Here is a 23,011-nt window from a genome sequence, read left to right as displayed (position 1 = left end):
TGGACCGGTTATTTATCGTCGAAACCCCCGCCTTCCTCGGCACGCCTTGCGAGCAGGGCCGCAGGCTCCCAGAAGCCTGGTTGGGTGTGGCGGTCTTCGGTAAAGGCCTGCATGGCGCGAACCACGTTGAGCAGCCCGACTTCTTCGGCGTAATGCATGGGGCCACCGCGGAATACCGGGAAGCCGTAACCGGTCAGGTACACCATGTCGATGTCGGAGGCGCGCTGGGCGATCCCTTCGTCCAGAATCTGTGCGCCTTCATTGACCAGGGCGTAGACACAGCGCTCGACGATTTCCTGGTTGCTGATCCTGCGCGGGGTAATACCCAGTTCGGCACGAACTTCATCGACCACCCTGTCCACTTCCGGATCAGGCAGGGCGTTGCGGTTGCCCGGCTCGTAGCGGTAGAAACCGGCGCCGGTTTTCTGGCCGTAGCGGCCCATTTCGCACAGACGGTCAGCCACCACCATCTTCACCATGTCCGGATTTTCTTCATACTGGCGTTTGCGGATGGCCCAGCCGATGTCGCCGCCGGCCAGGTCGGCCATGCGCAGCGGGCCCATGGCAAAGCCGAACTTCTCGATGGCCCTGTCGATCTGTTGCACGCTGGCGCCTTCTTCCAGCATCAGCAGGGCTTCGCGCTGGTACTGGTTGATCATGCGGTTGCCGATAAAGCCGTCGCACACGCCGGAAACCACGGCGGTCTTTCTGATGGTCCTGGCCAGTTTCATGGCAGTGGCCAGAACGTCCCTGGAGGTTTTCTCGCCGCGCACCACTTCCAGTAACTTCATGATGTTGGCCGGGCTGAAGAAGTGCAGGCCGATGACGTCTTGCGGACGTTTGGTGAAGCTGGCGATCCTGTTGAGATCCAGGGTGGAGGTGTTGGAGGCCAGGATGGCGCCTTGCTTGCACACCTCGTCCAGCTTCTCGAACACGGACTGCTTCACGCCCATTTCCTCGAATACGGCTTCGATCACCAGATCCGCGTTGCCGAGGTCGTCATAGCTCAGTGACGGCGTGAGCAGCGCCATTTTGGCGTTGGCATCGTCTTCGCTCATGCGGCCTTTTTTCACCCGGCCCTCGTAGACTTTCCGGATAGCCGCGACGCCGCGATCAAGGCCTTCCTGCTTCATTTCCACCAGGGTGACCGGAATTCCGGCGTTGAGGAAGTTGATGCTGATACCTGTGCCCATGGTGCCGCCGCCGATCACACCGACGGACCTGATGTCGCGAACCGGGGTGTCGGAGGGCACATCGGCAATTTTGCTGGTCAGGCGCTCGGAGAAGAAAGCATGGCGCAGGGCACGGGATTCGGGGGTGTGCATCAGATGAACGAAGGCTTCGCGCTCAACTTCCATACCCTTGTCGAAGGGTCTGGTGACGGCTGCCTCCACTGCATTCACACACTTCAGCGGCGCCGGATAGTTCTTCGTCATGGCCCCCACGGTATTGTGGGCGAACATGAAAAAACCTTCCGGATTAGCGTGCTTTACTTTCAGGTCGCGCACTTTTTTCAATGGCCGGTTTTCGTTAACAACCTTGTTGGCGTAGGCAATGGCTGCATCCAGCAGTTCGCCATCAATAATTTCGTCAAACAGGGCGCTGCCCTGGAACTGCTTCGCGGGCACCACGCTGCCGGAGACGATCATGTTCAGCGCGTGTTCGGCGCCGATCACCCGGGGCAGGCGCTGGGTGCCGCCGGCACCAGGCAAAAGGCCCAGTTTTACTTCCGGCAGCGCAATCTGGGCATCGGGTTTGACGATCCGGTAATGGCAACTCAGCGCCAGTTCCAGCCCACCGCCCATACAGGCACCGCTGATAGCGGCGACGACCGGCTTGCGGCTGGTTTCCACATAGTTGACGACCGTGTTCAGGTTGGGTTCGGCGGTGGCTTTGCCGGTACCGAATTCGCTGATGTCAGCGCCACCGGAAAAGGCGCGGTCGGAGCCGATCAGTACCACGGCCCTGACCGCGTCGTCAGCCTCGGCTTTGCGAATGCCATTGACAATACCCTTGCGCAAGGCAAAGCCGAGGCCATTGACCGGCGGGTTATCGAGCCGGATAACGGCGATAGAGCCATTCAGATCGTAATGGGCAGTACTCATTGGGCAACTCCCTGATACTGGAACAGGATTGATCATCGGTATGAAGACACCCGTTGAAATCTCCATACACTGGTGTATTGTTTGGCCATACACTAATGTATGTTTTTGGCAGGGTCAACGGTTTCAGAAGTGGTGCCCCTGTTCATGTAGAATCGACCTCACAGGTTCCCATAAACCGCCCGCAGCAGGATCTGACCACCGAATGACTGATGCCCGACAGACCAGACGCAAGACGCCGGAAAAAGCACAACTGACCCGTGACGACTGGCTGGACGCCGCCGCCGGCGAAGTGGCTGCCGGGGGTTTCAGTCAGTTGAGGGTGCTGACGCTGTCGAAAAAGCTTGGCGTCAGCCGTGGCAGTTTCTATTGGCACTTCAAGGACCATGAGGAGCTGGTGGTCAGCTTTCTCGACCGCTGGCGGGACCGGCGCCTCCACGAGCTTCAGTACTGGAAACCCAAAGGCGGGGATGTGGAAACCGAGCTGAGGCAGATTCTGGAACTGCTGCTTACCGACGCTTCCCGCAACATCCGCCGCCTTCAGGTGGAGCTGGCGGTGCGGGATTTTGCCCGCCGCAACGACTATGCGGCGGACCTGGTGACCGAGGTGGACGAAGCCAGGATCAACCAGAACTGTGAGCTGTATGAGCGGCTGAGCAGTGATCCCCAGCGCATACGGGATCTGTCCTTGCTGATGTACGTTGCTACTATCGGCTCCCAGGTGGTGCTTACGGGTAAGAAAGGCGACGCAGAAACCATCCGCCGGGTTGAGGATCTGATGGCGCGTGTGGCACTGGGGCAGCGTGATGAGGACTAGATGGCACGCCTCGTTGGTGCTTGGTCTGTGTATAAGCACCGCCAACGCAGCCGGGAGTGCTTGCCTTGAAGGCGCGGAAACCGGTCTGGAAAAGCTGTACTGCGAGGTTGTCGCCGAAGGAGGGGGAGCAGGCTTGCCTTCTCCAACGGATTTCAAACGCAACGACCCACAGGTGCAGGCGCTGCTCTTACGCCGGCCGGCCGGCCGTCTGGGGCTGGAAGTTCCGCAGCCCGGGGCTTCAGCAACGGCCGACGCCCGGACTCAAACAGAGCAGGCTGATACACAGCCGGAGGTGGCTGAGCCGGAGAACAACCCACCGGCGGATGGCGGTCAGCTGGCGGATTGCCGCCTCGAAGGCCAGCGAATTACCTGCCCGGAACGCCGTTTTGACCTTGCGATGAACCAGCCCAACAGCAGACTGGCGGATGGGGCTCTGGAGCCGGATAACCGCCTGGGTTTGAGTTCATACAAGGGCAGCCGCAAAGACGAGGAAGCGGTGCGACGTTACCTGTCAGACGCCTACGATCGCTACATCCCCAAAATGGTGGACATCGGCCTGGGTGCCAACACTATGAGTTTCACCGCGTTCCATCATGCCTTCCATATCATGGAAGACGGCGGTGTCGACTTTGCCCGGCGCATGGAGCAGACTTTTACGCTGCTCAAGCAGGACAAGAAAAACCTGGCGGTAAAGCCCCGCTATCACGATGAGTTGCCGGGCGACCTCTCCCTGTGCATGGAGATCAACCGCGACATCGTGGTGTGTGATGACGTAGGCACCAACTGGGTCTACATCAGCCCGTCCGGTTGACTTTGATCCGTCAGAAACCGCAACGTCACGACATTTTCAATCAAACAACCGACCTTGGACAGGAACCCCATGCCCGGCAAAAACTCGACCCGCCTCAACAAATACATCAGCGAGAGTGGCATGTGTTCCCGGCGGGAGGCGGACCGCTATATCGAGAACGGCAACGTCGCCATCAATGGCAGGGCGGCCCAGGTAGGGGACCAGGTCCTTCCGGGAGACAGGGTTACCGTTAACGGCCAGCTGATCGAACCCCGGGACGAGGAAGACCTGATCTTTATTGCCCTGAACAAACCCGTGGGCGTGGTCAGCACCACCGACCCGGCGGAGCCGAGGAATATCGTCAACCACGTCGGCCATGGCGAGCGGATCTTCCCCATTGGCCGCCTGGACAAGGACTCCCAGGGGCTGATCTTTCTCACCAGCAACGGCGACCTCGTCAACAAGATCCTGCGGGCCGGCAACAACCACGAGAAAGAATACGTGGTAACCGTCGACAAGCCGGTGACCGCGGAGTTTGTCCAGGGTATGAGTGCCGGTGTGCCGATACTGGGCACGGTCACCAAACGCTGCAAAGTGGAGAAGGTCTCCCGTTTCGTGTTTCGTATTACCCTGGTGCAGGGCCTGAACCGGCAGATCCGCCGCATGTGCGAGTTCTTCGATTACGACGTCACCCGGCTCGAGCGCGTGCGCATCATGAATATCAGCCTGAAGGGATTGCCGGTGGGTGAGTGGCGTGACCTGAGCGAAAAGGAGTTGGCCGGCCTGTTCGACATGATCCGCGACTCGTCATCGGATGTCAGCCCGGACACCCGCAGCGAAACCAGGAAGCCGGCGGGGAAAAAGCCGGGCAAAAAGACGGGTAAGCCGCCCCATGGACCCGGTGGCAGGAATGGGAAAGGGGGAATGCCGGGAAAACCGGCTGGCAAACGCGGCAAGCCCCCGCGGCCGGGAAAACCCGCTAAACCGGTAAAGCCACGGAAACCCCGCAAGCCCAGCGTCAAACGCTAGGATACGTTCACTTCCGTACGGCGCTCAGGCGCCGCTGCCGCTATGCTGTACCGTTTTTCACCCCCTGGCCGGATACTCTGAATGTTTGAAGCGTTTGTCAGTACCTATATCAGCAGCACGATCCGTTTCCTGTTCCTGCTGGCACCGTTCTTTGTGGTAACCATGTTCCTGGCTCTGACCCGGGGCCTGCCGGCGGCGGAAAAGAACTCGATTATCCGCCGCTCCACTGTCTCGGCGCTGATCCTGGGGCTGGTACTGTTCTTTGCCGGCCCGGTACTGTTCAGTGCCATTGGCATTACCCTGAACTCATTCCGGATCGGTGCCGGAAGCCTGCTGTTCCTGACGGCCATCAGCCTGGTTACCAGTGGTACCCGCAACCACGCCACCGGGCTGCCGGACGAGGACCGGGATGATATCGCCGTGGTGCCATTGGCGATACCGGTGATGATCGGCCCCGCCACCATTGGTGCTATTCTGGTTTACGGTGCCGAGTTGAGCAGCGTATCGGAGGTGCTCGGTGGCCTGCTTGGTCTGGTGTCGGGACTGGTCATACTGGCGGTACTGCTTCACCTGTCCGGCTATCTCGAAAAAGTCCTGGGTAAGACCGGGCTGAACATCCTTTCCAAGATCAGTGGACTTATCCTGTCCGCTATGGCGGCGGAGATCGTGTTGACGGGGATAGCGGGATTCATGGCGTCTGTTTGAGTAATTTAGGGATGATTGAGGCTGATGACCATAACGACCGTTGAACACAACCGCTTGCGTCAGAACTTCGAGGGCCTGTCTTCGGTCTGGCTGTTCGGCTACGGTTCGCTGATCTACAAGGTGGATTTCCCGTTTATCGAGCAGCGCCCGGCAACCATCGAGGGCTGGGCGCGGCGGTTCTGGCAGGGCTCTCATGATCACCGCGGCACTCCGCAAGCTCCGGGCCGGGTGGTAACACTGATTGAGCAGCCTGGGGCTCTGTGCAAGGGCATGGCCTATCGGGTATCACCGGAGGTGTTCCGGCATCTGGACGTGCGCGAGAAAAACGGCTATCTGCGCTTCGGCACGCCCATGACATTCGACGATAAAAGCAGTGCAGAAGGACTTGTTTACATTGCCACTGCGGACAACGCCGCCTTTCTGGGACCAGCCTCCTCCCTCGATATCGCCCGCCAGATTGCGCGTTCGTCGGGCCCCAGTGGTCCCAACAGCGAATACCTCCTGAAACTGGCAGAGGCGCTCAGGGCCCTTGGCGATCACGACCCCCACGTCTTTGAACTGGAGTCTCACCTGCGTTGACGTCACCCGGTAATATCGTGGATACGACAGTGGCTACCATCCGGTAGAGCAGGGCGCTCAGCTGCTTATTGATGTGACCCGCTGAGTATCCGGATTAAAGCCTCTGGCCGGCGCCCTTGAGCGGCGCCGGTGTTGCTGCAGGCCGATCAGTATCAGTGGCACCACGATCATGGTGCTGCCGGCCAGGAACCACAGGTCCGGCACTTCCGAGAACCAGATCCAGCCAATGCCAACTGCCCAGATCAGCCCGGTGTATTCAGCAGCGGTTACCTGGTTGGCGTCTACCTGCCGATAGGCCAGCAATACGGTGATGTTGTAGCCCAGGATAAACAGGGCGGAACCCAGGGCACTGACGAGTATGGAACTGTCCCAGGCGGCGCCTTCCCAGATCGCCAGTGCACCGGCAGCCGGGATGATCAGTGCGTAGTTCAGCAACAGCTTGTGTACGGTGGTCTGCTCCCGGGGCAGCTTGCGCACCATGACGGCGTTGATGGCCAGTGCAAGGGCGGCTGCCAGTGCGGCGATGGCCGCCCAGTTGAATTCCATCGGTCTCAGGATGACGATGATGCCGCCGAACCCGCTGAATACGGCGAAGACGCTCAGGGGGGTGAGTTTTTCCCGGAACAGGATGACGGACAGCACCATGACCAGTATGGGTGCGGCGTAGAAGACGGCGTTGGCGGTGGCCAGGGGCAGGTTGGCCAGGGCAACGACCATGCACAGGATGCCGGCCAGGTGTATATGGGCGCGCACGGCGTGGACTTTGAAGCCGGAGAACAGGTGCTTGCGATTGAGCTGGCCGGCCAGGGGCAGTAACAGCAACAGGGTGATCACGCAGCGCAGGAAGGCAAACTGGAAGATCGGCGCGCCGGGTTCCATCAGTTTGATGAAGACGTCGGATATGATTGCCATGGCGTTGCCGATCACCAGCAGAAGGATTGCACTGTTTACGGTTTTGCCTGACATGGAAACTCCTATTTCTGGTCTTGCTCGAAATTTGGGAGTTTGAGCCAGCGGGTAAGGCCTTTTCGAAATACGCTGTAAATACATCCCTGTACGCTCGAGCTCCGCCATCCATGGCTCCGCACGCTTTCGAAAAGGCCTTACCCGCTGACTCCCATACTCCAGCGATGGCTCTCGGTGTTTTTAAACGGTCTTTTTGTTTCTCAACCTGAACCTTGTGTTGGCATTCTATGCCTGTGCTAATATCTGATAAAATGATCTTTAATCCATAGGTATTAGAAAAATAGATAATGAAGCTTCCACCCCTGAAATCACTGCCCGTCTTCGAGGCCGTTGCCCGGCTGAACAGTTTTTCGCTGGCCGCTGAGGAGCTGGCTGTGAGTCAGAGTGCGGTCAGTCATCAGATCAAGCAGCTGGAGACCTACCTGGGTGAGAAGCTGTTCTGGCGCAGCGGGCGAACGCTGACGCTGACCGATGAGGGACGGCAGTATCTGGATGGGATAGGGTCGGCGCTGTTGCAGATTGAGCGGGTGAGTGAGCAGTTGCTGGGGCATGAGGAGTCGCGGTTGCGGCTGTCGGTGTTCAGTTCGTTTGCGGTGCGCTGGCTGGTGCCGCGGTTGCCGGATTTGCAGCGCGAGCATCCGCAGCTGGAGCTGTCACTGGAGATGAGTAGCGAGAATCCGGTGTTGTCGGACCGGGTCGCAGACTGTTTTATTACCATCAAGCCCGCATCGGCGGCGTTCAGTTATGAGTTGTTGTACATCGAGCGGCTGTTTCCGGTGTGCAGCCAGGATTACTGGCAGCGTATCCGGCGGGAGCTGGGGCGGGATTCGGAGATTGAGGGGCGGGATGAGCCGGAGTTGTCACCGGAGGAAGTGTCCCGGTTTCCCCTGCTTTCCACCCACAGTATTTTCGACAAAGCGGCCGGTGACTGGGAGGCCTGGTATCGCGGGGTGGATCAGACCATTCCCGGCGCGGCGCGAATCCAGCATTTCAGTCACATGCTGCTGGCGCTGGAGGCGGCGCGGTACCATCAGGGTATCGCGTTGACGAACGATTACATGCTCAGCACGCGAAAGGATTCGGGGGATTTTGTGCGCTTGCCCTGCCACTCGGTGATGACCGGGGACAAATTCTACTTCGCCTGGAAAACCAGCCGCCAGCGCGAGCGGGGTATCCGGATTCTGCGCCGGTGGCTGGTGGATGAGGCCATTCGTGGTGGTCTCAGGGCGGAGTGAGTGTCAGAGATACTGGTAACGAAGCAGCCTGTGCTTGATGCGCTCCAGGATGACCTGGTCAATCACCGCGGCCAGTATCGCAATCACCAGGATGTTGGTCATCACACCGGTCATGTCCGCAATCTCGCCGGAATAGGCGAGGGATTTGCCCAGGCCGGCGCTGAAGCCAACAATCATCTCAGCCGAGATCAGGGCCCGCCAGGCGTTGCCGAAAGCCAGTTGGGCGCCGGTAATCAGCTCCGGGGTAACGGCAGGGAAGTAGACCCGTCTGAGCATCTGCATCTTTGACGCACCCATCACACGCGCCGCTGAAATATGCACTTTCTCGACGCTCTCGGTGGCATTCATCACGCTCAGAGCGGTGGGGAAGAACGCTCCGATGGCCACCACCACAATGATCGGCATGTTGCCGAAACCCATCAGGATCAGGAACAGCGGCACCCAGGCAATGGACGGGATGGATTGCAGGATGATGATGGCGGCCTTCAGGGTACTGCGCACCATGTCGAGGGTGCCCCCCACCAGCCCCAGAACAATGCCAAAGAACAGGGCGGCCCCGTAGCCGATGCCGAGGCGGCTCATGCTGTTGCCGAGCCCCTCGTAGAAGTCGCCGCTGTTCAGTTCCTCCCACAATCGCTGCAGGGCCACCGGTACATCCGGCATCAGGAAGTCCGGCAGGAACCAGGCCGCCACCTGCCAGAAAAACAGGATGATGGCGATAGCGGCCACATAGGCCCGTTTGCTGGCAACGCCGGTTGACTGGGTATTACTCATGCCTAGAGCTCACGCGCCTGCTGCCAGGACATGTCGAGCAGGGAGTCGACATCAAACTCGCCTTCCACCTGGAGAATGCCCTGTTCCTGCATGATGGCGGCCAGTTCCTTCATGCGGCCGATATCGTCTTCAGTCAGCTTGGCGCTGAAGTCGTTGGTCTTGATGGCCTCGGTAATCACCTGCTCACTGGGAACATCGCCCTGGTTGCGGGACTTCACTACCGGCTCCCGGATAAAGTAGTCGGTGATGTAGGGCGCTGCCTTCTCGGGGTCGTTCTCAAGCATTTCAATGGCTTCGCGCTGGGCATCCAGTGCCGCCCAGAGTACGTCCTTGCGCTTTTCCAGGGTTTCCCCGGAAGTGATCACTACCATGCAGGGGAACGGCCAGACTTCGCCAATCTCATAGATCTGCCTGACCGGAGCGACCAGCTGCGCAATGCGGTCATAGGGCTCGAAAAGGAAGGCGGCATCCACACGACCACCAACCAGCGACTGTACCGCCACAGCAGGGGCAACACCCATGATATTCAGGTCCGACGGTTCCAGTCCGGCATTGGCGAGCATTACACCCTTGAGCACAATGTCTGCGGTGCTGCCCTGTTTCTGGGACGCCAGGCTTTTGCCCTCGAGATCCTCCACCGATTCAATGCCGGAATCTTCGCGCACCAGCAGGGAGTGATAACCGCGCTGGGCCCCACCGACGATTTTCAGGTCCGCCCCCCTGGAAGCCCAGGTAAAGGCGTTGGAAAAGCCCAGTACGCCGATATCCAGCTGGCCACCGACAATGCCCTTGATCAGGTCAGTGCCCGAGGTAAATTCGATCAGCTGTGCGTCCAGGCCATACTTCTCATAGAGGCCTGCTTCGTAGGCCAGCATGGCCTGGGCATCGTCCATAACGCGGACATAACCAACACGGAATTCTTCTGCGGCTGTTGCCGGGCTGGCAACAACCAGGCCCAGCAGGAAGACAAAGACGGGAGCCAGTAAAAAGCGGTTCATGCCGTTTCTCCTTGGGAATCAGTGGGTATGTGTTCGTCAGTGTCAATGCCCAGCAGGTTCAGTACTTCCCGACGGACATCGGCAAAAGCGGACAGATCATGGGTCTTGGGAATATGCCCCAGTTCGACTTCCCGCAAAACGGTCGCCGGGCGCTGGCTGAAAACCATCACGCGGTCTGCCAGATAGAGGGCTTCATCCACATCATGGGTGACCAGAACCACAGTGGGGCGCTCTTCCTCGATCAGATCCTTGAGGACGCTTTGCAGGGTCATCCGGGTCAGCGCATCCAGGGCACCAAAAGGTTCGTCCAGCAACAGGACCTTGGGGCGGGCGATAAAGGCCCTGGCCAGGGCACAACGCTGGCGCATGCCTCCCGACACCTGATGGGGGTAATAGTCTTCAAATCCCACAAGCCTGACCCTGGAAAGCCATTTGCGGGCCTCTGCCAGAGATGTCTTGCGGGGCTTGTCCTGGAACTCCAGTGCCAGGGCTACATTGTCCAGCAGGGTCATCCAGGGATAGAGGGCGTGTTCCTGGAACACCAGGGTGCGCTCGGGGGACGGCATGGCAACCGAGGCACCATCCGCAGTCAGGCCCCCGGAAGAAGGCTGTTGAAGTCCGGCCAGCATGTGTAACAACGTGGATTTGCCGCAACCGGACGGGCCCACCAGCGCAACGATTTCGCCGTTGCGGATAGTGGTGTCAAATTGCCTGATCACATTGAGGTCGCCAAATGATTTGGTCACCTCGCTGAACTGAAGTTCCATATAGCCTGCCGGAATATCTTTATATGCTTAAATGAAATATATAGGTGGTATTTTATAACTAGAAGTTCGTAATAAAAAGCGCTTTCTGATTCTTCTTTCATAGAATGTGGCAATTGTACCGAGAGGCTGAGGCAATAGTGGGGTCGGGCGGGTAGATCAGATGTAGAGCCTCAGCCGCACCCGGTTATCGGGCGCGGCTGAGGGGAATCACTCTTCTTCTCTGGGTGGGCGTTCAACGACCTTGCGCTTGCCCTTGGCACATCTGGACAATGCCTTCAGGCCATCCGCTTCAAATGCATCCACGCGGATAACATCGTAGAGCGCTTCCAGGGCTTCCAGAAGCTTGTCGCATTCCTCCTTCTTCACGACACCCTGATCACAGGCCCAGTCCACCAGTTCCTTGCGCTCGTGGCCCATCAGCAGATCAATGCCGCCCAGTTCGTCTTCATCGCGATTGCGCAGGGCTTCATGCAGGCGCTCGCGCATTTCGCGGGTTTCATTGGCAAGCCGGTAGGCATTCAGTACGCGGCCCAGTGCATCGTCCGGGTCAGTGCTGATGTAGCTGCCACGGCTGATGCGCTGGCGCAGCGGCGTATCCCTGACGATGCTGGCCGCAACTTTGGCGCCGAGCTTGTCATTTGGCCCGTTCAGACCAGTGGCCCCGAGCGGGAACACCAGTACCCGCATGGGCCAGCGTAGCAGTGGAACCGGGAAGTTAATGATCAGCTCGCGCATCGACGTCTTGAAGTCCCGCAGGCTGGTTTGCAGGCACCAGTCCACCAGCGGGCGCTGATCATCCGGATAGCCTTCCTCGTGCCACTGCTTGATGACGGCTGTGGCGTAGTACAGATGCACCAGGCAGTCCGCCATGCGTCCGGACAGACGCTGGCGGGCCTTGAGGCCGCCGCCGACGGTCAGCAGGGTTACGTCAGTCATCAGCGCAAAAGCTGAGGAGAAGCGGGCCAGCTGGCGATAGCTGGACTGGATGTTGCCCTGGCGTGGTACCGGTTCCAGCAAGCCGCCAGTCAGTGCGAGCACGAACGATCGCAGCGCATTGCGGGTGGTGTGGGCGATATGGCGATAGAAGATGCCGTCAAATTTCTCGACTGCCGCTTTGTTGTCTTCCATGCCTGCCGCTTCGATCTCTTCGACAATGAACGGATGGCAGCGGATAGCGCCCTGGCCGAACACCATCAGACTGCGGGTGAGGATATTGGCGCCTTCGACCGTGATGCCGATAGGCACAGCCTGGTAGGCCCGGGCCAGGAAGTTGCGGGGGCCGGTTATGACACCACGGCCCGCCACCACATCCATGGCATGGTTGATCACAATACGCATCAGGTCGGTATTGCGGTACTTGAGCAACGCGGAGGGCACGGATGGCCGCACACCCCGGTCCAGCATGCCGGAGGTCAGCAGACGCGCGGCATCCATCATGTAGGTGTAACCGGCAATGGGTTCGAGAGCTTCCTGCACCCCTTCAAACTGGCTGATGGAGCGCCCGAACTGTTCTCTGGTGAGGGCATAGGAACCGGTTGCCAGGCTGGCCACCTTGCCGGCGCCGGTGCCCAGTGCGGGCAGGGAGATGGAGCGGCCAATGGAAAGGGTTTCCAGCAGCATCTTCCAGCCCTTGCCCAGCATGTCCTGGCCACCGATGATCTGGTCCATGGGGATGAAGACGTCGTTGCCCCACGTCGGGCCGTTCATGAACACTGTATTCATCGGCAAGTGACGGGCGCCGGAGTGCACCCCTTCAAGGTCCTGGGGAATCATCACACAGGTCACACCGATCTCGTCGGAATCACCCAGCAGCCGGTCCGGATCGTACACCTTGATGGCCAGGCCAATCAGCGTGGCGACCGGTGCCAGGGTGATGTAGCGTTTGTTCCAGGTGACTTTCAGGCCCAGCACTTCCTCGCCGTTCCACTGGCCCTTGCAGACGATGCCTTTGTCCGGAATTGCGCCGGCATCGGAACCGGCCACCGGCGAGGTCAGTGCAAAGCAGGGGATTTCCTCGCCGCTGGAGAGCCGGGGCAGGTAATGCTCTTTCTGGGCATCAGTGCCGTATTCCATCAGTAACTCGCCCGGCCCCAGGGAATTGGGCACCATGACAGTGACAGCGGCAGACACGCTGCGGGTGGAAATCTTCATTACGATTTCGGAATGCGCGGTATGGGAGAAGCCCCTGCCGCCCTGTTCCCGGGGAATCATCAGCCCGAAGAACCCGTTTTCACGAATGAATTTCCAGACCTTGTCAGGCAGGTCATAGTCTTCGTGGGTGATCTTCCAGTCGTCCAGCATGTCGCAGAGCTTTTCCACCGGCCCGTCCAGAAACGCCTGCTCTTCGCTGGAAAGATGGGCAGGTTTTGCGTCCAGGAGCCTGGACCATTCGGGCTGGCCGGAAAACAGTTCCCCATCCCAGTCCACAGAGCCCGAGCGGATTGCTTCGGCTTCGGTATCCGAAAGCGTGGGCAGGCGCCCTCTTACCCAGCCCAGCAGGGGAGCGCTGAGTTTTTCGCGTCTCAGGTCGCCTGGCAGCACCAGCACCAGGCCCAGAGCAAGCAGGCCACCGCCAAACAGAATGCTGAGGATGTGCCAGCCGTCCTGAAACAGGCCTATCACCGTTGCAATCACCAGGACAGCGGCGGCGGTGGTGCCACCGATACCCAGATAAATCAGTACCAATGCACTGAGGAGGAGAAGCAGAACACTCATGGGCGGATCTCCGTATCAAAATGAAATTCAACCTGAATGATCTTACCTTCGGACAAAGCCCCGGCGGTTGCAAGCGCATCCACCGGTTACCCCTGCAGATTGCAACGGGACGTAACGATACGTAGCAATGAAAATAATTGTAAAAGATCACCATTATCTGGCCCATCCATTGATCCAATCTCGCTGAACCGGGGAATAGATATCTTCGATGTATGGTTTAAATTGCCGGAGTAACATGATGTTCAGCAATCTCACTGTCGCCAAACGCCTTGCCCTGGGTTTTGGCCTTATCCTTTCCCTGATGGTGCTTGTCAGTGTGATTGGTAATCACCGGGTTGGCTTTATCGACCGCACACTCACTGAGGTAGGCGATGACGCAGCCATGAAACAGCGCTACGCCATCAATTTTCGTGGCAGTGTTCATGATCGTGCGATTGCTATCCGCGATGCGGTACTGGTACGCGACGATCAGGACCTGAGAACCCATCTCCGGGATATCGAGCGGTTGAAAACCTTTTATGTGGAATCTGCCAGACCCATGGATCAGTTATTCAGGTCGGCCGGAGCTTCAGAGCGGGAAAAGGACCTGTTGGCGAATATCAAGGATATAGAGCGTACCACCCTTGCGCTGACTGACGAGCTGCTGGACATGCGCCAGCAGGGCCGAATCGATGAAGCCCGGGAATTTCTGCTGGAGGATGTCTCCCCCGCCTATACCACCTGGCTTGATCGCATCAACGCCTTCATCGATCATCAGGAAGCCTTCATCACCACAAACGTGGGTGCGGTGCGCGATGCAGCCGGCAATTTCAACAGAATGATATTCCTGGTGACCGGCTTCGCGGTATTGCTGAGCATTGTCGTGGCGGTGCTTATTATCCGCAAGATCCGCTCAACCCTCGGTGCGGAGCCGGATGAGGTCGCCGACGCCATTCGCCGGCTCTCGGATGGTATTCTTGACCAGGATATCCGCACGAAATATCCGGACAGCGTAATGGGTGCACTCAGGGATACGGTGGAACGGCTTGCCGGAATTATCAGTGAGGTCCGCCAGTCGGCAACGGAATTGTCCAGAAGCTCTTCCGAACTGTTGTCTACATCCGACAACAATAATCGCCAGATCCGCATTCAGTCCGAAGAAGCGGAGCAAATGGCAACCGCCATCAACCAGATGGCAGCTACGGTGAACGAAGTGGCGGGATTTGCCTCCAGTGCCGCCACAGCGACCGGCAAAGCGGATCAGGAAGTGGAAACCGGTAACCGTGTAGTCCAGGAAACGGCCGTCTCTATCGGAGAACTGGCCGACACCCTCGAAAGGGCGTCGGCAACCGTACATCGAGTTTCCGATGACAGCGCCAATATCGAAAAAATCATTGAAGTGATCAATGCTATCGCAGAACAGACCAATCTGCTGGCCCTGAACGCCGCCATCGAAGCGGCCCGTGCCGGTACCCATGGTCGCGGCTTCGCAGTGGTGGCCGACGAAGTGCGTTCACTGGCGACCCGTACCCAGGATTCAACCCGTGAAATCCGGGAGATGATCGGGAAACTGCAGACCGGCGCCGGGGAAGCGGCGAAAGTGATGGAGGCGAGTCGTGATCTGGTCAGGACCACCGTGGAAAAGACCCGTTCCGCAGAGCAGGCACTGACGCAGATCCGGCAGGAAGTGGGTGAGATTAATGACATGAATGCCCAGATCGCCAGCGCTGCGGAGGAACAGAGCAGTGTTGCCGAGGAAGTAAATCGCAACATCAGCCGTATTCACGACTCCACCGTGGAAACCTCCGCCGGTTCCGAGCAGGTGGCCGGCGCCAGCCGCGATCTTGCTACGCTGGCGGAACAGTTGAGTGGGCGGGTCAGCGTGTTCCGGCTTAAAGGCTGAGACCCGGTATCAGTAATGCCAGCGTTGTCAGCAGTACCGCAACATTAACGCCGAGAAGGGTATCGAGCTGTTGGGGATCGGTAACCGCGCCCGGTAGTCTGAGGGTTATCCACAGCGCCGCGGGCAGCGGCGCCAGAGCAAGGATGCTCCACACTGGTAACCAGCCTGCCAGCAGGCCTGCGATCAGCACTCCGTAGCTGGCCAGCAGCATGGTGCCCACGAGTCGAACGGCCGCTGGTATGCCAAGGGTGATGACAAGGTGCCGGCGCCCGACTTTACGGTCTGCCTCGGCATCCGGTATCTGGTTGATCAGCAGCAGTTCGCTTACCAGCAGAAGGCTGACCAGCGAAACCGTGAGAGCTGTTGAATCCAGCGGGGCACCCAGAGCAATCAGACTTCCCAGAATCATCACCGGGCCGAAGCCCAGCCCCGGCGCCAGCAGGCAGATGAGGGGCGAACGGGTAATCCAGCGGGTGTAAGTCAACACCAGGACAACGCCGAAAGCACCGAGTGCCAGCATTGGCAGCCCCCGCAGCCAGAGGAAATACAGACCAATGGCGATCACCATCGCCAGTGCGCTGAAACCCGCAATCAGGACCCCTGTTGCGGCTGAAGGTATCTCCGGCAACGCCCCGCTGCCACCGGAAAAAGGGGTGCGACGGGTGATCAGATCCAGTCCGGAGGCGAAGTCTTCATATTCATTGAGCAGGTTGACCGCAGCGTGGGCCAGCACAGCACCTATAAGTACCAGAAGGGCATCCGGTAGTGGTGGTGGCTCACCCTGTTGCCAGGCCAGCGCAACGCCAAGACCCGCGCACAGGAGCGCGAGCACCAGGAAATTGGGGCGGGAGGCGCGTACGACTGCAATGGTTTCAGACATAGCCGGCCGCAAACACCAGTCCGAGTACAATGGGCATAACCACCAGGCTCCCGAGGTTACCGATCAGCACCAGCGAGGCCACCTTGTGGGGCTCCTGTTTGTACTGCTCTGCCAGCATATAGTTCAGCACAGCGGGCGGCATCGCTGCAAAGACCCACAGCGCAGCCACCTGCAAGCCCGGCAGATCGAGAATCGCGATCATCGGCCAGGCCAGGATCAACCCCGAGGCAGGGCCGGCAATGGCGCCCAGCATGCCCAGTTTCCAGTCGCTGAAATCGACATCCAGCATGCGCACACCGAGGGTAAACAGCATCAGCGGGATACACACTCCACCCAGCATATTCAGGGTCTCCAGCAGCCACTGTGGCAGTGGCACCCCGCCAAAATTGACGGCAAGCCCGGCAATGCTGGCCACAATAACGGGCAGGCGCAGCCGTCTGATGATCGAGGTGTGTGGATCCAGCATATAGATACCCACGGTAAAATGCAGCAGCATCTCTACGACAAACAGCACGACGGCTGCCGGCAGTGCCGCCTCGCCGAAGGCGAACACCAGCATGGGAATGCCCATGTTGCCGGAATTGTTGAACATCATTGGCGGCAGAAAGGTTTTCAGGTTCAGATTCAGTACCCTTGCCAGGGGATAGAGGATAATACCGGAACCCAGCACAACTACCGTTGCGGCAAGGGCCAGGCTGGTGTACTCCTGCAATGGCGCCTGCCGGTCCGCCAGCACAGCAAACACCAGCATGGGTACAAACAGTTCCATGTTGAGGGTATTCAGCCCCTTGATATCGGGCGTACGGTAACGACCATAGAGGGCACCACAACCGGCGATGAGGAACACCGGCAACATCGTGGACAGAATCTGGGCAAGCATGTATTGGCTCCGAAAAGGTACCGGGACGCACAAATAATCCGATAGGTTCGCAAGTAGTGACGGTGCCGGGCAAGCAAAACCTGCGTTTTTGCGACCAAAGACAGCCCCTCTGGTTGCGGCCGTTATCACTCCTGGCCCAGAATACCGTGCAGCACCCACCACCATGACGGAGGCCTTCTGTGCCGGATTTCTTTGATCGGCCGCTTCAGCGGGAAAATACCTGCTCGGTAAAGTTCGATGCCCGCAAGGCGGTGTTCGGGCGCGAGGATGTGGTTCCGCTATGGGTGGCGGATATGGATTTCCCGGCGCCAGAGGCTGTCACGCAGGCTCTTGCGGAAAGGGCCCGGCATCCGGTCTACGGCTATACGCTGTTTCCGGAAAGTCTGTACGGGTCCATCATTGACTGGTTCAAAAGTCACCATGACTGGACCATCGAGCGGGACTGGTTACTGATGGCGCCGGGCGTGGTACCGTCTCTTCACGCCGCGGCCCTGGCGTTTGCCGGTGAAGGCGAGGGCGTGATTATCCAGCCACCGGTCTACCCCCCCTTTTTCAGTTCCATTCAGAAAACCGGCCGTCTGGTGATCGAAAACCCGCTTGAGCAGGTGAACGGCCGATATCAGATGAACCTCGGGCACCTTGAAGCCTGCGCGGCACGGGACGATGCCAGGGTACTGTTGCTGTGTTCGCCCCATAATCCGGTGGGACGGGTATGGAGTGAGAGTGAGCTCAGGGCCGTACTGTCGATTGCCCGGCAACATAACCTGATGGTGCTGTCGGATGAGATTCACTGTGACCTGATCTATCCGGACAAGCCCGCCCATCATGTGCTGGCGCGTCTGGCGGGCCAGGATGACGCTCTGGTCACGGCGGTGGCGCCCAGCAAGACCTTCAACATGCCCGGCCTGGGACTGTCGGCGCTGGTAGTAGCCAACCGGTCACACCGCAAGGCGTTGAAAGAGGTGTTCGACGCCATGCACATGAGCCAGTGCAATCCCTTCAGCATCGCCGGCTTCGAGGCCGGTTACCGCCACGGCGGCCCCTGGCTTGAACAGCTGATGGCTTACCTGCAGGGCAACCGTGATTACGTGATCGATTACGTTCGCCAGCATCTACCCGGCATTGCGGTGACGGAACCGGAAGGCACCTATCTGTTATGGCTCGATTGCCGTTCCCTGGGGATGGACGATTCAGGGCTGAAACACTTCTTCGTCCATCAGGCAGGCATCGGTCTGAATCCGGGTAATACCTTCGGAGAGCCAGGCAGTGGATTCATGCGAATGAATATCGGTTGCCCAAGGCGCACACTGGAGACCGCTCTGGAGCAGATCCGGCAGGCGATGTCGACAAGGACAGACTGATTCCCTTTACACGCTCATCGATATCTTTGATTGAGTCCGGTCGTGCGGGTGGCCAGGAACAGGCCGGCAAGGATCAGCAACCCGCCGATAATGTGGAACAGCCCAAGCCGCTCATCGAGGAAGATGCCGGCCATCACCGACGCGAACACCGGGGTCAGATACATGAATATGGCTGCCTTCGCCGGACCGATGCGGTGCACGCCGTGGTTCCAGAACGCATAGGCCAGAATACCGGGGAATATGGCAAAGTATATCATTGGCAGGGCTGTTGACCGGTTCAGCTCGAATCCGCCGGAGAAGAACAGCAGGTCAACCAGGTAAAACGGCAATATCACGATTGTTCCGGTTGCAATCTGCACGGTCAGGAATGTCAGTGGTGGCAATGGTACCGCCTGGCGGCGAAGCAGCACCGAAAACAGCCCCCAGCTGAATACCGCCAGCACCATGATCAGGTCGCCGGGTTGTGCCTGCAGGCCGGTAAGCACCGAAAGGTCCCCTCGGGCGACCACCGCCAGAATGCCCAGCACGGCCAGGGCGATACCGAATGCCTGTACCGGCCGTGTGCGATCCCCAAGCAGAATCCAGGCCAGTAATGCCACCATGATAGGGATGGTGGCATTGATAAGCGCAATATTGGTGGCGGTGGTGGTGACTGCGGCGAAGTAGAGCAGCGAGTTGAAGGCCGCAACACTGAAGGTGGCCAGTGCCAGAATAGACAGCCAGTTTTGACGGATCGTCTGGCGCTGGCGCCAGAGTCCGGGCAATCCGACGGGCAACAGGATCACCAGGGCGATCACCCAACGCCAGAATGACATGGACAGTGGCGGAATCTCACCCACCACGCCCTTGGCGACGACCGCATTGCCTGCCCAGAACAGTGGGGTCAGGACAAGGCCGGTGTAGGCCAGCCATAGAGGTGGTTTCGAGGTATCTGAAGACACGCGGACTCCTGTCGGGTTCCTGAAGGATTTCAGGAACCCGACAGGATACTACTCTGCGGGCACTTCTGCCTCCGTACCTACGTGGTAGGCGGCAAAACCCGCCATGACAACCTGATCCACGGCCATCCCGATTACCCGGCCGTTGCTGCTGGCTCTTATCCGGTGTTGGGCGTTGGTGATGGGATCGGACACATAGCCCAGGATTTCACCCTTGTCGACCTTGTCGCCCAGTCTGGTTTCACTGAACAGAATGCCACCGTGTTCCGCCCGAACCCATTCAGAGTCGTAATACACCGGTTCCGGGTCACCCCAGACAAACATTCTCGAAATCATGCCTTCCTTGTCCATCAGGCTGGTCAGGCTGTTGACGCCGGCCTTGATCTGGTGCTCCTGGATTCTCAGGGATTCGCCCGCTTCCATGGTGACAGCGCAGATGCCGGCGTCAATGGCGGCAAACCGGAGCATGCCCTTGCTACCAGTGCTGTGAACCACTGCCATGCGGTCGAACCCGCGGGTCAGTTCAGCGACATCGGGATTGTTCATGTCGGCGCGCAGCTGCGGCAGATTGGTGCGCTTGAGGGACCCGGTGTGAATGTCCACCAGCATGTCGCAATGACGGATCACGTTTTCAAACAGCGAGTGGGCAATCCGGTCTGCCAGATTGCCGTCGGGGCTGCCGGGGAAATGCCGGTTAAGGTCGCGGCGGTCGGGCAGGTAGCGGCTGCCCTGCTGAAAACCCGGCAGATTGACTATAGGGACTCCGATAACGCGGCCCGAAAGTTTGGCCGGCTCCAGGTCATATATGGTGCGACGAATGATCTCGATGCCGTTAAGCTCATCGCCGTGAACAGCGCCTGTCAGGCACAGGGTGGGGCCCGGTCTGGCGCCGTTGACCACCAGCACAGGCGTTGGCTGGGACAGGCCGGCCCCCTGGATAGCCGGTGACCAGGACAGCCGTGTGGCCGTTCCTGGTGGCACCTCTGAGCCCAGTAGCGTCAGACTGGACGCTTCTTCCCGTGGTGCAGGCTGCTCTGACGGCACGGTTGCCCCCACTGAGGGTTCCTGCACTTCAGCTGGGGGCTTCTCTACCGAGGCCGAAGGCTCTTTTATCGAGGCTGAGGGCTCTTTTAGCGGGAATGACGGCTCTTTTACCGGAGCTGATGGCTCTTGCGGTTTTAATAACTGCAGCGGTTCGGACTGCGCGACATCTTCAACATTTTCGTCCCCGACAAGCTCTGCCATGAGGACTTCCTGTTTATCGGAACCAGCGGACTGTTCTGCGTACGCTGTCGGCAGGACTACCAGGCTGCCGCAGAGTGTGGAAATCAGGCCAGCGCGAAACAGTGGTGTCAGCCAGCGGTACAGCATAGTCTCTCTCAGGTTGACGGCCGTTCGGGGCCAGGTGCCCGGTATTTGCAGGGCGGGACAAGGATAGTGGCCCCGAAGTTCCCTGGATACCGCTGTGACACAGGTTTAATGCCATTTTCATGAAGTTTTTTGTGTATTTCCGCAAAATGACCTATTGGTTGAGGCTACAGGACGCATGTTACGGTTCTGCATCAGTTATACGTTTGAAAGGGAGTTAACGCTATGGATCTTTTGCGAATTCTGATTGCAATTTTGTTACCGCCGTTGGGTGTCTTCTTACAAGTGGGGATTGGCAAGCACTTCTGGATCAACATCCTGCTGACCCTTCTTGGTTACATTCCGGGTATTGTCCACGCAGTATGGATTATCGCAAAGAAATAACAGGGCCCCGGCCGGGGCCCGATAAGTGATGACAGGCGGAAACTCAGGTGTGTGATGTGGCATGCCAGGTTTCGCCTTCCTTCGCCGCCCTTCCATCCGTCTCCAGCTTTAACAGGTGTGCCAGTGCTGAACGGGCCGCCACACCATGAATGGCCGCCGGCACGTCGTCATAAGCTTCTGCTGTCAGCTCCTTGAGGCTGGTTCTGCCACGGTTCTTCAGAACCCGCGCCACCTTGTGCTCGCGGGCCAGCCGGTGGGTAATGAGGTAATCGATAACCGCTTCGGGGTGGCCCATCAGAAATCCGTGTGCCGGGGCAATGTAGCGTACCGGTTCGTCCAGCAGATGATACAGCGATTCAAGATAGGCCTTCATGTCCCCGTCCGGGGGGTTGATCACCACCGTGGAACCCTGCATGACGTGGTCCCCTGAAAACAGCAGTTCCTGCTCCAGCAGCAGGTAACACAGGTGATTGGAGGCGTGGCCCGGGGTGTGAAGCACTTTCAGGGTGCCTGCATCGGTTTTGATCACATCTCCGTGGACAGGTTTCTCGTCTGGCGCAAACGTCGGGTCCTGGGCCGCTCCTGCCGGCGCCGGTAACCCATAAACCCGGCACCCGGTGCTGGCTTTCAGCGCCACGGTGCCCGGTGAATGATCCTGATGGGTGTGGGTCACCACAATCTGATCAATCAGACCGCCGGTAATTTCCAGAATCCGCTCAATATGGACAGCGTTGTCCGGGCCGGGGTCCAGCACCGTAAAGCGTTCGTGGCCCAGCACATAGGTATTGGTGCCCGGCCCTGTCATCATCCCCGGATTAGGCGCCGTCAGTCGCACCACCCCTGCTGCCACCTCCACCGGTTCACCGGGAACAATGTCCGCACGGGTTGATCCTTCTCCCTCCGGGTCCAGCTTGGCGGCTTCGTCATAGGCCGGTGCTCCGGGCTCCAGCATAACCGTCCTGCCCTTCTTCACCGCCGGCCACGGCTTGCTGGGATAGGGCTCCGGAGGGTTGGCGTGGGCGTAACGCATCACCGCCCCGGTGGTGTCGAAATCGCTGAGTATCCGCAATGTCCGGATAGTCGGGAGGCCCAGTAAACGTTGCCCGCTACGGTGATCTTCCAGCGCCTGTGCCGGGCTCAGCCAGATATTATCAATCGTTTCCATGCCGTCATGGCTGGCCAGTTGATGCTCTGGCGCTACCGCCACAAAAAACCGGGTGTCGAACCGGCGGGGTGGCCCCGGTGGGGTAGTCCAGTGTCCCAGGTAAGCCAGCCTGTCCAGCGGAATGGTCAGGTTGTGGCGCTGGCAAACCTCGGATAGTGTCAGTTCACCAATGAATAATGCCTTGCGGTCGCCGTGAACCGGGTGATCCGGCGTAATTTCCTGACCGTTTTTATCCAGCGCCACCAGAATACCGGCTTCCTCAAAGCACTCGCGAACCGCCGCCAGCATGTAATCCGCGCCGCCCTCGTCCAGACTCATGGTCTGACTGATATCGGCATCTCCTGGCCCTATGGCGTGTTCTCTCCCTGAGGCCTCTTGCGCATCTACCGAGCCACCGGGAAACACGAAAAAGCCCGGCATGAACACCGCTTCCCAGGTACGTTGCAGTAGCAATACCTTCAGGCCATCAGTTGTGTCCTTTGTTAGGACCAGCGTTGCAGCAGGGCGAATATCCATAAAAAGTCCGTTATCTTTTTGATGTAGGTGCGCGTTAAAGTCCGGGGCGGTGATCGGGATAGTGCTTTCAAAACTGTGCGGAGCCATGGATGGCGGAGCCCAAGCGTCACAGGGATGTGCCGAAGGAGCGTGTTTTGAAAGCACTATCCCGATCACCGCT

Annotated in this window: 20 protein-coding genes; 9 read left to right on the top strand and 11 right to left on the bottom strand. The window is 58.9% G+C overall.

Annotated features, from left to right (window positions below; translation table 11 throughout):
- Positions 1-8: 8 nt before the first annotated feature.
- Positions 9-2,105, bottom strand: a complete 2,097-nt coding sequence (locus DIT72_RS04760) for a 3-hydroxyacyl-CoA dehydrogenase NAD-binding domain-containing protein (RefSeq protein ID WP_135954027.1) — start codon at positions 2,103-2,105, stop codon at positions 9-11.
- Positions 2,106-2,307: 202 nt separating this feature from the next.
- On the opposite strand from DIT72_RS04760, the gene DIT72_RS04755 reads away from it, so the two are divergent.
- From DIT72_RS04755 to DIT72_RS04735, 5 genes are all read left to right on the top strand, one after another.
- Positions 2,308-2,919 carry a TetR/AcrR family transcriptional regulator gene (locus DIT72_RS04755; RefSeq protein ID WP_135954026.1) on the top strand — a complete coding sequence of 204 codons (612 nt, stop codon included), beginning with the start codon at positions 2,308-2,310 and terminating at the stop codon, positions 2,917-2,919.
- A complete protein-coding gene (locus DIT72_RS04750) occupies positions 2,909-3,730 on the top strand; it encodes a hypothetical protein (protein WP_228260727.1) in 822 nt (273 codons plus the stop codon). Before DIT72_RS04755 ends, DIT72_RS04750 begins: the two co-directional genes overlap by 11 nt.
- 69 nt (positions 3,731-3,799) lie before the next feature.
- Entirely contained in the window at positions 3,800-4,738 is a 939-nt protein-coding gene (gene rluF, locus DIT72_RS04745; protein ID WP_135954025.1) for a 23S rRNA pseudouridine(2604) synthase RluF, read from the top strand.
- An 81-nt stretch (positions 4,739-4,819) separates the two neighbouring features.
- Positions 4,820-5,443 carry a MarC family protein gene (locus DIT72_RS04740; protein ID WP_135954024.1) on the top strand — a complete coding sequence of 208 codons (624 nt, stop codon included), beginning with the start codon at positions 4,820-4,822 and terminating at the stop codon, positions 5,441-5,443.
- Positions 5,444-5,467: 24 nt separating this feature from the next.
- A complete protein-coding gene (locus DIT72_RS04735) occupies positions 5,468-6,022 on the top strand; it encodes a gamma-glutamylcyclotransferase (RefSeq protein ID WP_135954023.1) in 555 nt (184 codons plus the stop codon).
- A gap of 57 nt (positions 6,023-6,079) precedes the next feature.
- Here DIT72_RS04735 and DIT72_RS04730 read toward each other — a convergent pair whose 3' ends face one another.
- Entirely contained in the window at positions 6,080-6,988 is a 909-nt protein-coding gene (locus DIT72_RS04730) for a DMT family transporter (protein WP_135954022.1), read from the bottom strand.
- Positions 6,989-7,275: 287 nt separating this feature from the next.
- On the opposite strand from DIT72_RS04730, the gene DIT72_RS04725 reads away from it, so the two are divergent.
- Positions 7,276-8,223 (top strand): LysR family transcriptional regulator, encoded by a 948-nt coding sequence (locus DIT72_RS04725; RefSeq protein WP_135954021.1) that lies wholly within the window; start codon positions 7,276-7,278, stop codon positions 8,221-8,223.
- Positions 8,224-8,226: 3 nt separating this feature from the next.
- Here the strand turns inward: DIT72_RS04725 and DIT72_RS04720 are convergent, their stop codons facing one another.
- The 4 genes from DIT72_RS04720 to DIT72_RS04705 all read right to left on the bottom strand — a co-directional run bounded on the left by DIT72_RS04720 (position 8,227) and on the right by DIT72_RS04705 (position 13,477).
- A complete protein-coding gene (locus DIT72_RS04720; RefSeq protein WP_135954020.1) occupies positions 8,227-8,997 on the bottom strand; it encodes an ABC transporter permease in 771 nt (256 codons plus the stop codon).
- A gap of 2 nt (positions 8,998-8,999) precedes the next feature.
- Entirely contained in the window at positions 9,000-9,995 is a 996-nt protein-coding gene (locus tag DIT72_RS04715; protein WP_135954019.1) for an ABC transporter substrate-binding protein, read from the bottom strand.
- Positions 9,992-10,762: an ABC transporter ATP-binding protein gene (locus tag DIT72_RS04710; protein WP_135954018.1), complete on the bottom strand. Its 771-nt coding sequence runs from the start codon at positions 10,760-10,762 to the stop codon at positions 9,992-9,994. Before DIT72_RS04710 ends, DIT72_RS04715 begins: the two co-directional genes overlap by 4 nt.
- A gap of 207 nt (positions 10,763-10,969) precedes the next feature.
- Positions 10,970-13,477, bottom strand: a complete 2,508-nt coding sequence (locus tag DIT72_RS04705; RefSeq protein ID WP_135954017.1) for an acyl-CoA dehydrogenase — start codon at positions 13,475-13,477, stop codon at positions 10,970-10,972.
- Positions 13,478-13,715: 238 nt separating this feature from the next.
- On the opposite strand from DIT72_RS04705, the gene DIT72_RS04700 reads away from it, so the two are divergent.
- On the top strand, positions 13,716-15,359 hold the full coding sequence (locus tag DIT72_RS04700; protein ID WP_135954732.1) for a methyl-accepting chemotaxis protein: 1,644 nt from the start codon (positions 13,716-13,718) through the stop codon (positions 15,357-15,359).
- Here the strand turns inward: DIT72_RS04700 and DIT72_RS04695 are convergent.
- Positions 15,349-16,239: a prenyltransferase gene (locus DIT72_RS04695; protein ID WP_135954016.1), complete on the bottom strand. Its 891-nt coding sequence runs from the start codon at positions 16,237-16,239 to the stop codon at positions 15,349-15,351. The two genes, DIT72_RS04700 and DIT72_RS04695, sit on opposite strands and share 11 nt — an antisense overlap.
- Positions 16,232-17,119, bottom strand: coding sequence for an AEC family transporter (locus DIT72_RS04690; protein ID WP_135954015.1), 888 nt, complete (start codon positions 17,117-17,119; stop codon positions 16,232-16,234). The genes DIT72_RS04695 and DIT72_RS04690 overlap by 8 nt, the downstream gene beginning before the upstream one ends.
- A gap of 179 nt (positions 17,120-17,298) precedes the next feature.
- Between DIT72_RS04690 and DIT72_RS04685 the strand changes: the two genes are divergently transcribed.
- Complete coding sequence (locus tag DIT72_RS04685; RefSeq protein ID WP_135954014.1) at positions 17,299-18,480, top strand: MalY/PatB family protein; 1,182 nt, start codon at positions 17,299-17,301, stop codon at positions 18,478-18,480.
- A gap of 14 nt (positions 18,481-18,494) precedes the next feature.
- Here the strand turns inward: DIT72_RS04685 and DIT72_RS04680 are convergent, their stop codons facing one another.
- Both DIT72_RS04680 and DIT72_RS04675 read right to left on the bottom strand, forming a co-directional pair.
- A complete protein-coding gene (locus tag DIT72_RS04680) occupies positions 18,495-19,421 on the bottom strand; it encodes a DMT family transporter (RefSeq protein WP_135954013.1) in 927 nt (308 codons plus the stop codon).
- Between the two features lie 48 nt (positions 19,422-19,469).
- Entirely contained in the window at positions 19,470-20,789 is a 1,320-nt protein-coding gene (locus DIT72_RS04675; RefSeq protein WP_135954012.1) for a succinylglutamate desuccinylase/aspartoacylase family protein, read from the bottom strand.
- Positions 20,790-21,011: 222 nt separating this feature from the next.
- On the opposite strand from DIT72_RS04675, the gene DIT72_RS04670 reads away from it, so the two are divergent.
- Entirely contained in the window at positions 21,012-21,170 is a 159-nt protein-coding gene (locus DIT72_RS04670) for a YqaE/Pmp3 family membrane protein (RefSeq protein ID WP_135954011.1), read from the top strand.
- A gap of 43 nt (positions 21,171-21,213) precedes the next feature.
- On the opposite strand, the gene DIT72_RS04665 is transcribed toward DIT72_RS04670, so the two are convergent.
- The gene (locus DIT72_RS04665; protein WP_135954010.1) at positions 21,214-22,851 is read right to left on the bottom strand and encodes an MBL fold metallo-hydrolase; all 1,638 of its coding nucleotides are present in this window, start codon (positions 22,849-22,851) and stop codon (positions 21,214-21,216) included.
- Positions 22,852-23,011: the final 160 nt, after the last annotated feature.

Origin of the sequence: Marinobacter orientalis (assembly GCF_004792665.1) — a bacterium.
Lineage (GTDB): Bacteria > Pseudomonadota > Gammaproteobacteria > Pseudomonadales > Oleiphilaceae > Marinobacter > Marinobacter orientalis.
Note: the sequence above shows the minus strand (reverse complement) of the source record. Positions and strands in the feature narration are given on the sequence as shown.

Bases quoted from the DNA above. Each gene is read 5' to 3' on its own strand.
- DIT72_RS04760 (WP_135954027.1), bottom strand. From the start codon at position 2,105: ATGAGTACTGCCCATTACGATCTGAATGGCTCTATCGCCGTTATCCGG.
- DIT72_RS04755 (WP_135954026.1), top strand. From the start codon at position 2,308: ATGACTGATGCCCGACAGACCAGACGCAAGACGCCGGAAAAAGCACAA.
- DIT72_RS04750 (WP_228260727.1), top strand. From the start codon at position 2,909: ATGAGGACTAGATGGCACGCCTCGTTGGTGCTTGGTCTGTGTATAAGC.
- rluF (WP_135954025.1), top strand. From the start codon at position 3,800: ATGCCCGGCAAAAACTCGACCCGCCTCAACAAATACATCAGCGAGAGT.
- DIT72_RS04740 (WP_135954024.1), top strand. From the start codon at position 4,820: ATGTTTGAAGCGTTTGTCAGTACCTATATCAGCAGCACGATCCGTTTC.
- DIT72_RS04735 (WP_135954023.1), top strand. From the start codon at position 5,468: ATGACCATAACGACCGTTGAACACAACCGCTTGCGTCAGAACTTCGAG.
- DIT72_RS04730 (WP_135954022.1), bottom strand. From the start codon at position 6,988: ATGTCAGGCAAAACCGTAAACAGTGCAATCCTTCTGCTGGTGATCGGC.
- DIT72_RS04725 (WP_135954021.1), top strand. From the start codon at position 7,276: ATGAAGCTTCCACCCCTGAAATCACTGCCCGTCTTCGAGGCCGTTGCC.
- DIT72_RS04720 (WP_135954020.1), bottom strand. From the start codon at position 8,997: ATGAGTAATACCCAGTCAACCGGCGTTGCCAGCAAACGGGCCTATGTG.
- DIT72_RS04715 (WP_135954019.1), bottom strand. From the start codon at position 9,995: ATGAACCGCTTTTTACTGGCTCCCGTCTTTGTCTTCCTGCTGGGCCTG.
- DIT72_RS04710 (WP_135954018.1), bottom strand. From the start codon at position 10,762: ATGGAACTTCAGTTCAGCGAGGTGACCAAATCATTTGGCGACCTCAAT.
- DIT72_RS04705 (WP_135954017.1), bottom strand. From the start codon at position 13,477: ATGAGTGTTCTGCTTCTCCTCCTCAGTGCATTGGTACTGATTTATCTG.
- DIT72_RS04700 (WP_135954732.1), top strand. From the start codon at position 13,716: ATGTTCAGCAATCTCACTGTCGCCAAACGCCTTGCCCTGGGTTTTGGC.
- DIT72_RS04695 (WP_135954016.1), bottom strand. From the start codon at position 16,239: ATGTCTGAAACCATTGCAGTCGTACGCGCCTCCCGCCCCAATTTCCTG.
- DIT72_RS04690 (WP_135954015.1), bottom strand. From the start codon at position 17,119: ATGCTTGCCCAGATTCTGTCCACGATGTTGCCGGTGTTCCTCATCGCC.
- DIT72_RS04675 (WP_135954012.1), bottom strand. From the start codon at position 20,789: ATGCTGTACCGCTGGCTGACACCACTGTTTCGCGCTGGCCTGATTTCC.
- DIT72_RS04670 (WP_135954011.1), top strand. From the start codon at position 21,012: ATGGATCTTTTGCGAATTCTGATTGCAATTTTGTTACCGCCGTTGGGT.
- DIT72_RS04665 (WP_135954010.1), bottom strand. From the start codon at position 22,851: ATGGATATTCGCCCTGCTGCAACGCTGGTCCTAACAAAGGACACAACT.